We start from the raw sequence: 14,631 nt of genomic DNA on the forward strand, positions 1-14,631 counted from the left end.
CTTTAGCTAAAACCATTAGCGCCAGACTTAACCCAATGCGATTGCCTACGTTTATAGTAGTATTGTTTACTCTGAATTTTTGCTTTTCCCAAAATTACAGTGTCTCCACTATTTCAAAGGAATTATTGGACAATGCCGATGCAGTGGTCCGATTGAACAGTACAAGCATCCTTGTTACGGCGAGGGATCAGATGACTGTTTCCGAACATCGGGTGGTAACTGTATTGAACGAGAAAGGGGATAAGCATGTTCAAGCCTACGCTTTCTACGAAAAAAGCTATAAGATTTCCAATATCCTTGCAATAGTGTACAATGCTCAAGGAGAAGAAATCAAAAGAATAAAAAAAAAGGATTTCTTGGATCAAAGCGCCATCGATGGCGGCACCCTATATTCGGATTCCAGGGTGCTCCTTCTCAAATATACCCCGGTGCAATATCCTTACACCATTGAGTTTGTAAACGAATACTCTACTCCTAATACTGCATTCGTGCCCAATTTTAATTTTTTGGAAAACTATAGGGTAAGTAGTGAAAGGAGCGATTTTAGTTTTAAGGTTGATTGTGGTATTCCATTTAGGCATAAAGCTGCCAACTTTGAAGAATATCAAGTAGAATTGTCCACAGAGCCAAACGGGCTTCAATGTGCTGCCCAAAATCTAAAGGCCATTGAAAACGAGCCACTGTCCCCAATGTTCAATGAATTTACCCCCAACATAAAAGTAGCTTTGGAAAGTTTCCATTTGGAAGGAGTGGATGGGGCGGCCAAAACATGGGAAGAATTGGGTCAATGGATGTATCATGAGCTTTTGGTTGGTCAGGATGAATTGAACCAGGAAACTATTGCAAAGGTAAAAGCCCTCGTAAGGGGGGTGTGGATGATCCCTTGGAAAAAGTAAGCCGTGTTTATAAATATGTGCAGGAGAACACTAGATACATCAGCGTGCAGTTGGGGATTGGTGGTTGGATGCCCATCAGTGCAGTAGAGGTGGATCGTGTAAAATATGGTGATTGCAAAGGGTTGACCAATTATACGAAGGCCCTCTTGTCCGCTATTGGCATAGACTCATATTATACTGTTGTTTACGGTGGCAATGTCGCCAGGAGTCTCGATAGGGATATACCTTCCATGCAGGGCAATCATGTGTTCTTGAACGTTCCATTGGAAGGTCAAGAGGTTTGGTTGGAATGTACAAGTCAGACTACCCCGGTAAATTTTTTGGGCACTTTTACGGATAATAGGGATGTGCTAAAAGTAACTCCCAACGGTGGACAATTTGTGAGAACAAAGGCCAGTTTAGATGAAGACAATTATCAGTTTACCAAAGCAGAATGTTCCATTTCCATAGATAAAAAAATTACTGGAAAGGTTATCATTGTCTCCAAAGGAACCCAATACAATCAAAAATATTGGCGAACCACCGATTCCAGAAAAGAGCAGGAGGAATTTTACAAGAATTATTGGAATTATGTGAACAACCTCAACTTGGGTCAAGTCAACTTTATCAATAACGATAAGGAAACAGAGTTTATAGAAGAAATTGATGTCAGTGCAGACGGGTATCTGTCCGCAGTTGATGAAAAATTCCTTTTTTCCCCGAACATATATAACCGAAATTTGGCTGTCCCCGATAGAAGCCGAAACCGAAAAAGACCGGTGGTCATTTCAAGAGGTTATTTGGATGAAGATGAATTTACCATCCATCTACCCGAAGGCTATGTACCGGAAACATGGATGTTGCCTGTACAATTGGAAAACAAATTTGGGACTTATAGTATTTCCATTGAGCCCCAAGAAGAGGGAACCGTTTTGTACAAAAGAAAACTGCTCATAAAATCGGGAATGTACCCCAAGGAAGATTATGAGGACTACAGGGAGTTTAGAAAAAAAATTGCTCGATACGATAATGCCAAAATTGTTTTAATCAAAAAAAGCACATGAAACTAAAACTATTGTTCGCCCTTTTGGTAACCGTGCAGATGGTTTACCCAAATGAGATTAAATTCGGAAAGGTGTCCAAAGAAGAAGTTGAAACTACACAGCATTCTCTGGACCCCGAAGCTGATGCCGCTATTTTGTACAAAAACGAATGGGTGAGTTATTCCTATACCTACGATGGGGGTTGGACCATTACTAGGGAGGTGTACTATAGGATTAAAATCTATAACAAGGATGGGTTTGATTGGGCCACTTTGGAAGTACCGTTGTATGCTGCCAGTAGTGACGAGGAAAAAATATCCGGGGTCAAAGGATTTACATTCAATCTGGAAGACGGTAAGGTTGTAAGTGAAAAACTCAAGAATGACGGTGTCTTTGTTGAAAAGGTTAGTAAATATAGGAACAAGGCGTCCATTACTATGCCGAGTGTGAAGGAGGGAAGTGTTCTGGATGTGGAGTACAAAGTTACATCTCCCCTGTTTTGGCACATAGATGAACTAAAACTTCAATATGGTATTCCAGTTGATTTGGTAGAAGTACGACTGGATATACCTGAATATTTTATTTTCAAACAATTCAGTAAAGGGGCAAATCCAATTCAAGTAAACCAAACTCGTGAAAATAGAACATTGAATGTTTCTTATAGATCATCCGATGATATGAGCCGGTTGGGAAAGACTACCCATAAAAACAGTAATGTCAATTTTATTGAAAATATCTATAACATAAAAGCGGCCAACCTTCCCGCGCTTTTGGATGAAAAGTATACCAGTAATATTGACAATTTTAGGTCTGCCATAAAATTTGAGCTGGCTTCGACCAGATTCCCTAACAGCCCTTTTAAAAATTATAGCCTTACTTGGGAAGATGTGGCAAAAACCATTTACAACTACGACGATTTTGGATCGGAGCTGAAAAAGAGCAACTATTTTGAAGATGATATAGACCAGTTGATCGCAGGTCTGACCAGCAATGAGGAAAAGGCAAGTGCCATATTTTCCTTTGTAAAAACTAAAATGAATTGGGATAATTATGTTGGCGTTACCTGTGCCAGTGGAGGTGTGAAAAGAGCCTATAAAGAAAATACGGGCAGTGCCGCAGAAATCAATTTGATGCTCACCGCCATGTTGAGGTATGCAGGGTTAAGTGCGGACCCTGTTCTGGTAAGTACGAGGTCCCATGGAATTCCATTGTTCCCCACTAGTGACGGGTTCAATTATGTGATAACAGGATTAATGTTGGACAACGAGTTGATGCTGTTGGACGCCACCGAAAAATATTCCGTACCCAACGTGCTTCCTTCCAGGGCATTGAACTGGATGGGTAGGTTGATCAAGGAAGATGGTAGCTCTATTGCTGTGGATCTCATGCCAAAACATAAATCCTTGGATGCTGTCATGATGAGCATTGATTTGCGTGACGATGGATCCATTTCAGGAAAATTCCGTCAGCAATATACCCATAACAATGCATTTGTGGTCCGAAACAAATTTCATAGTGGCACTGAGGATTCATATTTAAAGGATATTGAAAAGTCGCATGGTGATCTTGAAGTTTCCGAATTTCAAATGCAAAATGGTCTTGATCTTGACAAGCCGATAGTGCAATCCTATGATTTTGAAAAAGAGGCTGCCTTTGAGAATATATCAGGCAAGTTATATTTTTCGCCATTGTTCCATTTGACCACGTTTGAGAATCCGTTCAAGGCCGAAAAAAGGGAATTTCCAATAGATTATGGCTACCCTTGGGAAGATAAATATATTATCACCATAAACCTTCCGGAAGGATATGTTGTGGAATCCATGCCAGAACCCATTGCAGTGGCCATGCCTGAAAATATGGGGCAGTTCCGATACAATATATCCTCTACTATGGGAAAAATCCATTTAAAGGTGGAGATGGAAATGAACACTTCGGTTGTGCCGGCCCATTATTATGACGATTTGAAGGAACTGTATAAGCACATCGTGGAAAAGGAAACAGAAAAAGTAGTGCTTGTAAAAGCGTAAAAGGTACTTTGCATGAAGAAAATAACCCTTCTCCTACTGCTTTTCCAAGGGGCTTTGCTCCTCGGGCAACAAATCGAGTTTGGAAAATTGACCTTGGAGGACGGAAAATTTTCAATCTATGAAAAAGATACCACTGCTCACGCGGTTTATCTTTATGAAAAAGGAGAAAATTATTTTGAGGTACAAAGGGGATACATTTTTTTGATCACAAAGTACCATGCCAAGAAAAAGATTCTTGACAAACAAGGATTTTCGGAAGCGGAAATAACCATTCCTTACTACCATAACGAGGAAAGGACCGAAAAAGTGATCAATATTAGGGCCTTGACCCATAATGATGGTGTTAAGTTCGGTGTCAATCAAGAGACCATTTATGATGCAGATATAAATGAACGTTGGTCCGAAAAGCGTTTTACATTCCCGAATGTGCAAGAGGGCTCCATTTTGGAATATACCTATGAAATTCAATCCCCGTTTTTGTATAATTTGAACGGATGGGACTTTCAGGAAAATATTCCAAAGGTATACACAGAGTATAATGCCAAGATACCTGGGAATTATAGGTACAATAGGGCATTGATAGGCGAATTGAAACTGGATGTAAATGATGCCACTGTGCAAAAGAATTGTTTCCAGCTTCCAAATAGTCCTGCAAAACCGGCCGATTGTGAGGTGCTCAAGTACGTAATGAAGGACGTGCCTGCATTCAAGGAAGATGAGGAATATATGCTTTCTCCAAAAAATTACCGGTCCAGACTGGAATTTGAACTTTCGGAATTTCTTGGGTTCAATGGAATAAACCAAAAGTTCACCAAAACGTGGAAAGATGTCGATCGGGAATTTAAATCTGATCGGGACATTGGCGGGCAGTTGCGTAAAAAGAATTTTTTTGAAAAAAATGTCCCTCTGGAAATCATTGCCGGAAATGAGGATGCACTGACAAAGGCCAATAAAATCTATGATTTTGTAAAAAACCATTATACCTGGAACGAAAAATTCGGTGTACTGAGGGACAATAGGGTAAAGCAGGCCTTTGAGACAAAATTGGGAAATGTGGCAGAGATCAATATCACCTTGATCAACCTTTTGAATGCCGCCGATATTAAGACCGATGTGATGATGATGTCCACCCGTGCCCATGGCATGCCCAAAAAAAGTCATCCGGTCATGTCCGACTTCAATTATCTGGTAGCCAAAACGGAAATCGATGGGATTACCTATCTTTTGGATGCCACCGAAAAGGAATTGCCATTTGGGATGCTTCCCTATCGATGCCTCAATTACTATGGGAGGGTAATGGATTTTGATGGGGATAGCTATTGGTTTGACATTGAACCTGAAAAATTGAACGGTAGGGCCATACGTCTTCAAATGGAACTTGATTTTGAGAAGGGTATAGGCAGTGGGGAATTTGATGAAATTTCGGATGGATATGAGGCCATTTTCAAGAAAGAACATTTGGGTTCCATGTCCGAAGAGGAATACATTGAAAAGATCGAAGAGGATACGAACGATGATTTTTTGATCAAAACTTATCTGATTGATAAAGAAAAGTCCAATGATAAGCGGTTGGCAGAAAACTACACTTTTGAACTGGAAAATTTAGGAAAAGGGCAAACCGTTTATTTCAATCCCTTTGTAATCCGGTATTTTAAGACCAATCCCTTTAAGGTAGAATCAAGGTATTATCCTGTGGATTTTGGATTTTTAAGGTCCTATAAATATTTTGCGAACATAAAGATTCCTGCAGGTTACAAAGTAAAAAGCATACCTGAACCCGTCAATATTGGAATGCCTGACAACAGTGGGATCATGAGGTTTAATTGTACCGCGACCCAAGATATGGTCATGGTACAGTTCACCCTTCAACTTAAATACACCCAATATACCAGTGCGGGATATGCCTATATAAAGGAATTTTTTGAAAATGCCGTTTTGGTGCAAAACAAAAACTTCCTTGTTTTTGAAAAGGAATAGCAATTGGCAAATGGTACTTACCTTTGTGAAATAATTGGGGTATTTCCGACTAAATCAAAACAATGGACATAGCAAACGCACAAAAGGCTGTTGATGAATGGATCCAAAACCACGGGGTTCGCTATTTTAACGAACTTACCAATATGGCCCAACTTACTGAAGAAGTGGGTGAAGTGGCCCGAATCATTGCCAGACGCTATGGAGAGCAAAGCGAAAAGGAATCCGATAAGGCCAAGGACCTTGGGGAGGAACTGGCCGATGTGATCTTTGTGGTCCTTTGTTTGGCCAACCAAACCGGTATAGATCTTCAGGCTGCTTTCGATAAAAAATTGGATTTGAAGACCAAACGCGATCACGACCGTCATCAGAATAACAAAAAGCTCAAATAAAGTTATCCCCTTAAGGGGATAGTAGGGCCGTTTTTTCTAGTTTTGGAGTTTCATTCAAACCCAAGAAAATTGAGACTTCAGCTTTCCGCACCATCCAATAAAAATATCCAAAAGGCAATTCAGATCACGGGCTCCAAAAGTGAGACCAACCGCTCTTTGTTGCTCCAAGCCCTGTTTCCGAATATCAAGATCAAGAATTTATCCAATTCCGATGACGGAGAGGTAATGCAAAAAGGATTGTTGATCTCAGAAGGGGAGGTGGACATTCACCATGCCGGAACGGCCATGCGCTTTTTAACGGCCTATTTTGCTTCGCAGCCGGGAAAAGAAGTGGTGTTAACAGGTTCCTCCAGAATGCAAGAAAGACCTATTCAGGTTTTGGTGGAGGCACTTCAAGCTTTGGGTGCTGATATCAGATACATGAAAAATGAAGGGTATCCACCGATAAAGATTTCGGGGAAAAAATTGAAGCAGTCCAAAGTATCCCTTCCAGCCAACATCAGTAGCCAATACATTTCAGCTTTGTTGTTGATCGCTCCCAGTTTGAAGAATGGTCTGGAATTGGAACTCATCGGTAAGATCACTTCGGTCCCCTACATAAAAATGACGTTGGGATTGTTGGAGCAAATTGGAGTTTCTACTTCTTTTAACGACAATAAAATTACAGTGGAGCCTTTGGAAAATATCGAGGAAACCACTTTGGTGGTGGAATCGGATTGGAGCTCGGCCAGTTATTTTTACAGTATAGTGGCCATGTGCGAAGTGGGTACCAAGATCCAACTTTCATCCTACAAGCAAAACTCCTTGCAGGGCGATAGTGTACTCTCTAAAATTTATCAGGATTTTGGCGTGGAGACCCAATATGGCAAGAACACCATGGTCCTTTCCAAAGCAAATGATAGCCTACCAAATACCGTCAATTACGATCTTTCCAACGCCCCGGACATCGCCCAGACCATTGCGGTAACATGCTTGGGATTGGGTATGGGTTGCCATTTGACAGGACTTCATACGTTGCCGATCAAAGAAACAGATCGTTTGGCGGCGTTACGGACCGAGCTTTCCAAGTTTGGGGCAAAAGTGGAAATTGATGCAGAGAGCTTAACCCTACGACCGTTATCCACCTTGAACAGTGGAATAGCCATCGATACTTACAACGACCACAGAATGGCCATGGCTTTTGGTCCGCTGGCGCTAAAGGTAGGCCTGATGGTCAACGATGCCGGTGTGGTCTCCAAGTCGTATCCGGACTATTGGAACGACCTCAAAACCCTTGGATTCGAAATCCAGGAAATGTAAGGGTCATTTAATCACGGTTTTACTTGACATCCCCTATCACGAGGTTGTATATTTGCCCCTCTTTTAAAAAATCCAAATAAAGCATAGATGAAATTATCAAACTTCAATTTTGAATTGCCTAAGGAACTATTGGCCGAATATCCTGCGGAGAACAGGGACGAATCCAAACTAATGGTAATCCACAGGGATTCTGGAAAAATTGAGCATAGAATGTTCAAGGACCTAATCGATTATTTTGATGAAGGTGACGTAATGGTCTTGAACAATACCAAGGTATTTCCTGCGCGTTTGTACGGAAACAAGGAAAAAACAGGGGCACGTATTGAAGTATTTTTGTTGCGTGAACTAAACCAAGAACAACGCCTTTGGGACGTTTTGGTGGATCCTGCCCGTAAGATTCGTATAGGGAACAAGCTCTATTTTGGGGATGATGAAAGTTTGGTGGCAGAGGTGATCGATAATACCACATCAAGGGGAAGAACACTTCGTTTCCTTTATGATGGTTCTTACACCGATTTTAGAAGAAAATTGAGGGAATTGGGAGAAACCCCGCTTCCAAAATATATCAAAAGGGAAGTAACCCCTGATGACGAGGAACGTTACCAGACCATTTATGCCAAACATGAAGGTGCCGTGGCCGCTCCAACCGCAGGACTTCACTTTTCCAAGCATTTGTTGAAGCGTTTGGAGATCAAGGGTATTAATTTTGCAGAAGTGACACTTCACGTAGGTTTGGGAACCTTCAACCCTGTTGAGGTGGAAGATTTGTCCAAGCACAAAATGGATAGTGAGGAATTGGTCATCGATGAAAAGGCCACCGAAGTGGTGAACAAGGCCAAAGTCGGTAAAAAGAAGATTTGTGCAGTAGGGACTACCGTTATGCGCGGTTTGGAAAGTGCTGTTTCATCGGAACAAACGCTGAATACTTTTGAAGGTTGGACCAACAAGTTCATTTTTCCACCCTACGATTTCAGTATTGCAAACTGCATGATCACCAATTTCCATTTGCCAAAATCAACTTTGTTGATGATGGTATCTGCCTTTGCCGGTCATGATTTGATTAAAAAAGCATACAAACAGGCTATTTTGGAGGGGTACCGTTTTTACTCTTACGGAGATGCCATGTTGATTCTTTAATAGAACCGTTTTACAAATTAAAAATCCCGTTGGTCCTTAACCGAACGGGATTTTTTCTTGATTATCTTTAAGTGTGGAAACCAAAAAGAAAGACATACGGGCATTGACCAAGGAACAACTCCGCAATTTTTTTGTGGAGCAGGGCGATAAGGCCTTTCGTGGCAACCAGGTCTACGAATGGCTTTGGCAAAAATCTGCCCATTCCTTTCATGCGATGACCAATGTTTCCAAGGAAACCCGGCAGATGTTGGAAGACCATTTTGTGATCAATCACATCCGGGTGGATCAAATGCAGCGTAGCTCGGATGGTACCATCAAAAATGCGGTTCGTTTGCATGATGGTCTGGTGGTGGAATCGGTTCTTATTCCGACAGCAACCCGTACCACAGCCTGCGTTTCTAGTCAAGTGGGATGTAGTTTGGATTGTAGGTTCTGTGCCACGGCACGTATGAAAAGGATGCGGAACTTGAATGCCGATGAGATCTATGACCAAGTGGTGGCCATCGACAATGAAAGCCGATTGTACCACGACCGTCCGTTGAGCAATATCGTTTTTATGGGCATGGGCGAACCTTTGATGAACTACAATAATGTGTTGAAGGCCATCGAGATGATCACCTCTCCCGAAGGATTGGGCATGTCTCCCAAACGGATTACGGTTTCTACCTCCGGGGTTCCCAAGATGATCAGAAAAATGGCCGATGAAGAGGTGAAGTTTGGATTGGCCGTTTCCCTGCACTCCGCCATTGATGAGGTACGGACATCAATCATGCCCTTTAATGCCAATTTTCCCTTGAAAGATCTTAGGGAAGCACTGGAATATTGGTACAGCAAGACCAAAAATCGCATTACGTATGAATATGTGGTTTGGAAAGGCATCAATGATACCCAGGAAGCCGTGGATGCCCTGGTGAAGTTTTGCAAGTTTGCGCCGTCCAAGGTCAATTTAATTGAATACAATCCCATAGATGATGACGAATTTCAACAAGCATCCGATGCTGCAGTGGCCATGTACCAGAACACTTTGGAAAGAAATGGCATTACCGTCACCGTCAGAAGATCAAGAGGAAAGGATATTGACGCAGCTTGTGGGCAATTGGCGAACAAACAGTAATCAATGGTTAATTAACAATTAACATAGCCTTTCACCCTTCACCCTTACCTCCAACATCAACCCCAATCATCGATACTTTTAGACCTCTGTCTTAAAACTTAAGACTTCCTACTTTTTACTGTTTCATTTTCTTTACTTTTAGGCTTTCAAAACCAAACGCCAAAACAGACCGTTGAAAATTGTTTCGCAGATACGGGAACCCATAGAACAGGAGATGGAACTTTTTGAGGAGAAATTCCACAAATCCATGCAGTCCAAAGTGGCACTGTTCAATAGGATCACTTATTATATCGTGAATAGGAAGGGCAAGCAAATGCGCCCCATGTTCGTGTTTCTTACCGCAAAATTACTTAATGGCAAAGTCAACGAGCGAACCTATACCGGGGCTTCCATCATCGAGTTGATCCATACGGCCAGTTTAGTGCATGATGATGTGGTAGACGATAGTGACAAACGCCGTGGATTTTTTTCCATCAATGCCCTATGGAAAAACAAGATTGCTGTTTTGGTGGGCGATTTCCTTTTCTCAAAAGGGTTGTTGGTTTCGCTGGAAAACAAGGATTATGATTTGCTCCATATTATTTCCAATGCGGTTCGTGATATGAGCGAAGGGGAATTGCTCCAAATTGAGAAAGCCAGGCTTTTGGATATCACCGAAGAGGTTTACTACGATATCATCCGACAAAAAACGGCTACCTTAATTGCAGCTTGTTGCAGCATGGGAGCCTGTTCGGTGAGGCCGGATTCCGATGAGGTGGAAACCTTTAGGAAATTTGGGGAACTCTGCGGTATGGCCTTCCAGATAAAGGACGACCTTTTTGATTACGGTGCCGAAATGATTGGCAAGCCCACGGGTATCGATATCAAAGAACAAAAAATGACCCTTCCATTGATCTATGCCCTTAACCAAAGCGATTCTGAAAAGAAAAGATGGTTGATCAATTCCATCAAAAACCATAACAAGAACAAAAAGCGGGTTAAGGAAGTCATCGAATACGTAAAGCAACAAGGTGGCTTGGAATATGCGGTGACCAAAATGTTGGAGTTTAAGGATGAAGCCTTGGCCATTTTGGATAATTACCCAGATTCCGAATACAAAAGTTCCCTTACGTTGATGGTCAACTATGTGGTGGACCGTAAAAAATGATTTTAATCATTTGTAAATCAATTTATTGCAAAAAAATTTAAATTCCAGGCAACCTTGCCTAAACTCTTTCCGTCTATTTAGATAGAAACACTATTGAAACCAGACTTTGAAGATTATATCCTTATATAACAACGAAAGCCAATGGATCAAAAGATCGATCAAGGGTGATCAACAGGCCCAAAGGTTGTTGTATGAAAGATATGCTCCAAAAATGTTGAGTGTTTGCCGACAGTACATCAAGGATCTTCATTTTGCCGAGGATGTGATGATTAACGGGTTCATCAAAGTTTTTCAAAACTTGGAAGCCTTTAAAGGTTTGGGAAGTTTTGAAGGCTGGATTCGGACCATTATGGTGCGGGAAAGCATTAACCACCTCCGTAAAAAACAGTTCGTGGTCTATGATGAAGAGCTGTTTGAAGTGCAACATGAAGGGAACCACCAAGGTGGTGAACTTTTAGATGTGGAATATGTGCAGCATTTGATCGATGCACTGCCTGAGGGATACAAGACTGTTTTTCTGTTGTATGCCATTGAAGGGTATGGGCACCAAGAGATTGCCAAAATGCTGGAGATTTCGGAAGGAACTTCAAAATCGCAGCTGTTCAAGGCCAGAAAAATGCTTCAAGAAAATTTGACTTTAAAGGGAATGTCGCCCAAATCAAAATCGGGTAAATAAAAGAATTAGATATGGACAAACTGGAAAAACATATCAAAGAAAAATTGGAGGGTCGTACCATAACCCCTTCACCGGGAGCATGGGAAAAGATTGCGGGACAGATTTCCATTCAACCTAAAAAGAAAGGGAGAAAGTGGTATCCGCTTGCCATTGCGGCCAGTTTTGTTGGCATTTTATTGGTTTCCATACTGTTTTTTACCTCGGAACCAAACAAGGAAGCACAAATTCAAGTAGTGGAAGAAAACCCTGGGAAAACTGATGTAAACCATGATGTTGAGACTCGACCCATTGAGTTGATCCAAAAGGAACAGCTGAATGTTGGAGAAGTGGAGGTTGCGAAATCGGAACCAGAACCAATTCTTCCAGAAAGTCGGAAAGAACAAGTGGAACTACCGAAATCCGAATCTGTTTTGGCGCAACAGGAAACCAAACTTCCTGTTGAAGATGAACGAATGAAAAAATCCGAGGGGCTCATTTTTCAAAAGGTGGAAGAGGTAGTGGCCCAAGTAGAAATAATGGAGTCGTTACAGCATAATGTCAGTGATGCCGAGGTGGATTCGTTGCTTCGCGCTGCCCAGAAACAGATTTTGACCGATAAACTTTTTGCCCAGGATGGCACCGTGGACGCAATGGACCTGTTGGCAGAGGTGGAAGACGAACTTGACGAAACGTTTCGAGACCAAATATTCGATGCACTCAAAGACGGTTACCTAAAATTACGTACTGCGGTGGCTGACCGGAACAATTAAAATTATTCATCAATCAACAAAGATTTTCCTGGTTTCCTGCCCAGCACCAGTTGGGCAGGGAGTGGAAATCTATAATCCAAAAACAATCATGAGAACCATTACATTTTACTTAGCAGCGTTCATCTTATTGCTCGTTTCCCATCAAATTATGGGGCAAGAAGATTATGAAAAAGAGGTAAGGATCCTTAAAATAGAAAAAGAGCGCATCATCGAACAGGAAAAGGACGCCCTGAAATTTGAAGTCAGGGATATAAACAGGCGTTTGGAACGAGGTGATATTTCAGAAGCGGAGGCTAAAATCTTGAAAGAAGAAGTGGCCAAAAGAAGGGCCTTGAACATCGAGAACCGAGTGGCCATTGTAGAAAACAAGATTGCCCTGCTCGAGCGGAATGAAGGGGAAATATTGACCTTGTCCGAGTTGGATACCTTGGAGAATGACCACATCAATCTAGGTATTATGATCGATGGTAAACCGGCCATTATCTTCAATTCCAACCGTTGGAAAAGGGATGTGAAATACGATAGGCGTACCTATTCCGATTTTGTATTTGCGGTAGGGTTGAACAACGCAGTGATCGAAGGGCAATCCCTGAATGATTCGCCGTACAAAATTGGGGGTAGCCGGTTTTTTGAGATGGGCTGGCAATGGCGCACCAGGGTCTTTGATCGTTCCAACTGGCTGCGATTCCATTATGGGTTTTCCTTCCAGTTCAATGGATTAAAACCAGATGACAACCAGATCTTTGTTCAAAATGGCAATCAAACCACTTTACAGGAATTTGAATACGATTTGGACAAGGCAAAATTGCGTATGGACAACTTGGTGTTCCCTGTTCATTTTGAATTTGGGCCATCAAAATTGAGAAAAACGGAACGCACCATCCGTTATTCCATTCATGACCAGTTCAGGGTAGGTTTCGGTGGATATGGTGGTTTCAATCTGGGTACCCGTCAAAAGTTAAAATATACGGTGGATGGGGAGCACATTAAGGATAAACTCAAGCGTGATTACAATACCAGCGATTTGATATATGGGGTGAGTGGCTATATCGGTTTTGACGGGATACTCCTTTATATGAAATATGACCTGAATCCCATCTTTAAAGATGCCGACATCAAACAGAACAATATTTCCTTGGGCCTTCGGTTCGATATATAAGAACCATATTCACAAATAAAGGACACGGTTGGTTAACGCTGATCGTGTTCTTTAGTTGGTTAGGGCACGTTGCATCTCGGGAGTAAATTCCTCTTTGTAGAATACCCTCTTGCAATGGGAACATTCCGCATATTGCGCATTGTTGAGGGTAATGACGGGAATCCAGAACAAATGGGCATAATTGGGTTGGGATACCACCGTTAAAGTACCCGTTTGTTGACAATAGGGGCAAGCAACATTTTGAAGGACCTTGGTTTCCTTTTTGCCAGGTCTGGTTCCGAAGAAAAGAATCATTTGCTGATCTGGTTTGATATGGTACAAAGTTAGGGTATTCTTATTTTAATGAATTTGGATTTACAGATTGATGCCATATAATTTTCTAAATTCGCACACAATTTGAACTGTTGAAACCCTACCATAGCTTGGAGAATTGGTTGTCCTGGATGGATGAGATCTCCGATAAGGATTATGTGGTCATTGACCATTTTTTTCGGGAAGAGCTTTATGCTGAAATCCGATCTTTTTTTCTTTCCAAGCTTCCCAATTTTAAGGAGGCCGGAATCGGTGTGGATGCAGAGAAACAGATCAATTCCAAGATCCGTGGCGATTTTACGTATTGGCTAGATCGAAAAAGGGATTCCAATCTTCAAAATTTTTGGGAATTGCTTGATGAGATTATTCAAATGTTCAACCGTTATTGCTATTTGAGTCTATCCGGATACGAGTTCCATCTGGCGCATTACCCTTCCGGAGGTCATTACGATAAACATCTAGATCAATTTGAAAACCGGAACAACAGAATGATTTCTGTAGTCATCTACCTAAATGAAGTTTGGCAGCCAGGGGATGGGGGCGAGCTTGAAATTTTTGAAAAGGATGGTTCCAGTTTTTTAGTGCAGCCATTGGCCATGCGCTGCGTAATGTTCAAAAGCGCAGAGGTGCCCCATGCAGTGCTGCAGGCCAACAAAAGCCGTTTTAGTTTAACGGGCTGGTTGTTGTACCAGCCATCTGCCTTAGGACAACTTTTTGGATAGCCTTC

Annotated in this window: 14 protein-coding genes; 13 read left to right on the forward strand and 1 reads right to left on the reverse strand. The window is 41.8% G+C overall.

Annotated features, from left to right (window positions below):
- The first annotated feature begins 35 nt into the window (after positions 1 to 35).
- The 12 genes from GTK07_RS08900 (at position 36) to GTK07_RS08955 (ending at position 13,592) form a co-directional block, all read left to right on the forward strand.
- A complete protein-coding gene (locus GTK07_RS08900) occupies positions 36 to 896 on the forward strand; it encodes a DUF3857 domain-containing protein (RefSeq protein ID WP_163634929.1) in 861 nt (286 codons plus the stop codon).
- Positions 872 to 1,939, forward strand: a complete 1,068-nt coding sequence (locus tag GTK07_RS19340; RefSeq protein ID WP_163634930.1) for a DUF3858 domain-containing protein — start codon at positions 872 to 874, stop codon at positions 1,937 to 1,939. Before GTK07_RS08900 ends, GTK07_RS19340 begins: the two co-directional genes overlap by 25 nt.
- Entirely contained in the window at positions 1,936 to 3,945 is a 2,010-nt protein-coding gene (locus tag GTK07_RS08910) for a transglutaminase domain-containing protein (protein ID WP_163634931.1), read from the forward strand. The genes GTK07_RS19340 and GTK07_RS08910 overlap by 4 nt, the downstream gene beginning before the upstream one ends.
- Before the next feature lie 12 nt (positions 3,946 to 3,957).
- Positions 3,958 to 5,922: a transglutaminase family protein gene (locus GTK07_RS08915; protein ID WP_163634932.1), complete on the forward strand. Its 1,965-nt coding sequence runs from the start codon at positions 3,958 to 3,960 to the stop codon at positions 5,920 to 5,922.
- Positions 5,923 to 5,984: 62 nt separating this feature from the next.
- On the forward strand, positions 5,985 to 6,311 hold the full coding sequence (locus tag GTK07_RS08920) for a nucleotide pyrophosphohydrolase (protein WP_163634933.1): 327 nt from the start codon (positions 5,985 to 5,987) through the stop codon (positions 6,309 to 6,311).
- A 69-nt stretch (positions 6,312 to 6,380) separates the two neighbouring features.
- Positions 6,381 to 7,610 carry a 3-phosphoshikimate 1-carboxyvinyltransferase gene (locus GTK07_RS08925; protein ID WP_163634934.1) on the forward strand — a complete coding sequence of 410 codons (1,230 nt, stop codon included), beginning with the start codon at positions 6,381 to 6,383 and terminating at the stop codon, positions 7,608 to 7,610.
- Positions 7,611 to 7,697: 87 nt separating this feature from the next.
- Positions 7,698 to 8,747, forward strand: coding sequence for a tRNA preQ1(34) S-adenosylmethionine ribosyltransferase-isomerase QueA (gene queA, locus GTK07_RS08930; protein WP_163634935.1), 1,050 nt, complete (start codon positions 7,698 to 7,700; stop codon positions 8,745 to 8,747).
- 73 nt (positions 8,748 to 8,820) lie between these two features.
- A complete protein-coding gene (gene rlmN, locus GTK07_RS08935) occupies positions 8,821 to 9,861 on the forward strand; it encodes a dual-specificity RNA methyltransferase RlmN (protein ID WP_163634936.1) in 1,041 nt (346 codons plus the stop codon).
- A gap of 172 nt (positions 9,862 to 10,033) precedes the next feature.
- On the forward strand, positions 10,034 to 11,008 hold the full coding sequence (locus tag GTK07_RS08940; RefSeq protein WP_163634937.1) for a polyprenyl synthetase family protein: 975 nt from the start codon (positions 10,034 to 10,036) through the stop codon (positions 11,006 to 11,008).
- 106 nt (positions 11,009 to 11,114) lie between these two features.
- Positions 11,115 to 11,684, forward strand: a complete 570-nt coding sequence (locus GTK07_RS08945; RefSeq protein ID WP_163634938.1) for an RNA polymerase sigma factor — start codon at positions 11,115 to 11,117, stop codon at positions 11,682 to 11,684.
- 11 nt (positions 11,685 to 11,695) lie between these two features.
- A complete protein-coding gene (locus GTK07_RS08950) occupies positions 11,696 to 12,433 on the forward strand; it encodes a hypothetical protein (protein WP_163634939.1) in 738 nt (245 codons plus the stop codon).
- Between the two features lie 88 nt (positions 12,434 to 12,521).
- Entirely contained in the window at positions 12,522 to 13,592 is a 1,071-nt protein-coding gene (locus GTK07_RS08955) for a hypothetical protein (protein ID WP_163634940.1), read from the forward strand.
- Between the two features lie 51 nt (positions 13,593 to 13,643).
- Here the strand turns inward: GTK07_RS08955 and GTK07_RS08960 are convergent, their stop codons facing one another.
- A complete protein-coding gene (locus GTK07_RS08960) occupies positions 13,644 to 13,886 on the reverse strand; it encodes a zinc-ribbon domain-containing protein (RefSeq protein ID WP_163634941.1) in 243 nt (80 codons plus the stop codon).
- Between the two features lie 110 nt (positions 13,887 to 13,996).
- On the opposite strand from GTK07_RS08960, the gene GTK07_RS08965 reads away from it, so the two are divergent.
- Positions 13,997 to 14,626 (forward strand): 2OG-Fe(II) oxygenase, encoded by a 630-nt coding sequence (locus GTK07_RS08965; RefSeq protein ID WP_235932735.1) that lies wholly within the window; start codon positions 13,997 to 13,999, stop codon positions 14,624 to 14,626.
- Positions 14,627 to 14,631 lie beyond the last annotated feature (5 nt).

The sequence above is a fragment of the Flagellimonas sediminis genome (genome assembly GCF_010500845.1).
Taxonomy (GTDB): domain Bacteria; phylum Bacteroidota; class Bacteroidia; order Flavobacteriales; family Flavobacteriaceae; genus Flagellimonas; species Flagellimonas sediminis.

Bases quoted from the DNA above. Each gene is read 5' to 3' on its own strand.
- GTK07_RS08900 (WP_163634929.1), top strand. From the start codon at position 36: ATGCGATTGCCTACGTTTATAGTAGTATTGTTTACTCTGAATTTTTGC.
- GTK07_RS08910 (WP_163634931.1), top strand. From the start codon at position 1,936: ATGAAACTAAAACTATTGTTCGCCCTTTTGGTAACCGTGCAGATGGTT.
- GTK07_RS08915 (WP_163634932.1), top strand. From the start codon at position 3,958: ATGAAGAAAATAACCCTTCTCCTACTGCTTTTCCAAGGGGCTTTGCTC.
- GTK07_RS08920 (WP_163634933.1), top strand. From the start codon at position 5,985: ATGGACATAGCAAACGCACAAAAGGCTGTTGATGAATGGATCCAAAAC.
- queA (WP_163634935.1), top strand. From the start codon at position 7,698: ATGAAATTATCAAACTTCAATTTTGAATTGCCTAAGGAACTATTGGCC.
- GTK07_RS08950 (WP_163634939.1), top strand. From the start codon at position 11,696: ATGGACAAACTGGAAAAACATATCAAAGAAAAATTGGAGGGTCGTACC.
- GTK07_RS08955 (WP_163634940.1), top strand. From the start codon at position 12,522: ATGAGAACCATTACATTTTACTTAGCAGCGTTCATCTTATTGCTCGTT.
- GTK07_RS08960 (WP_163634941.1), bottom strand. From the start codon at position 13,886: ATGATTCTTTTCTTCGGAACCAGACCTGGCAAAAAGGAAACCAAGGTC.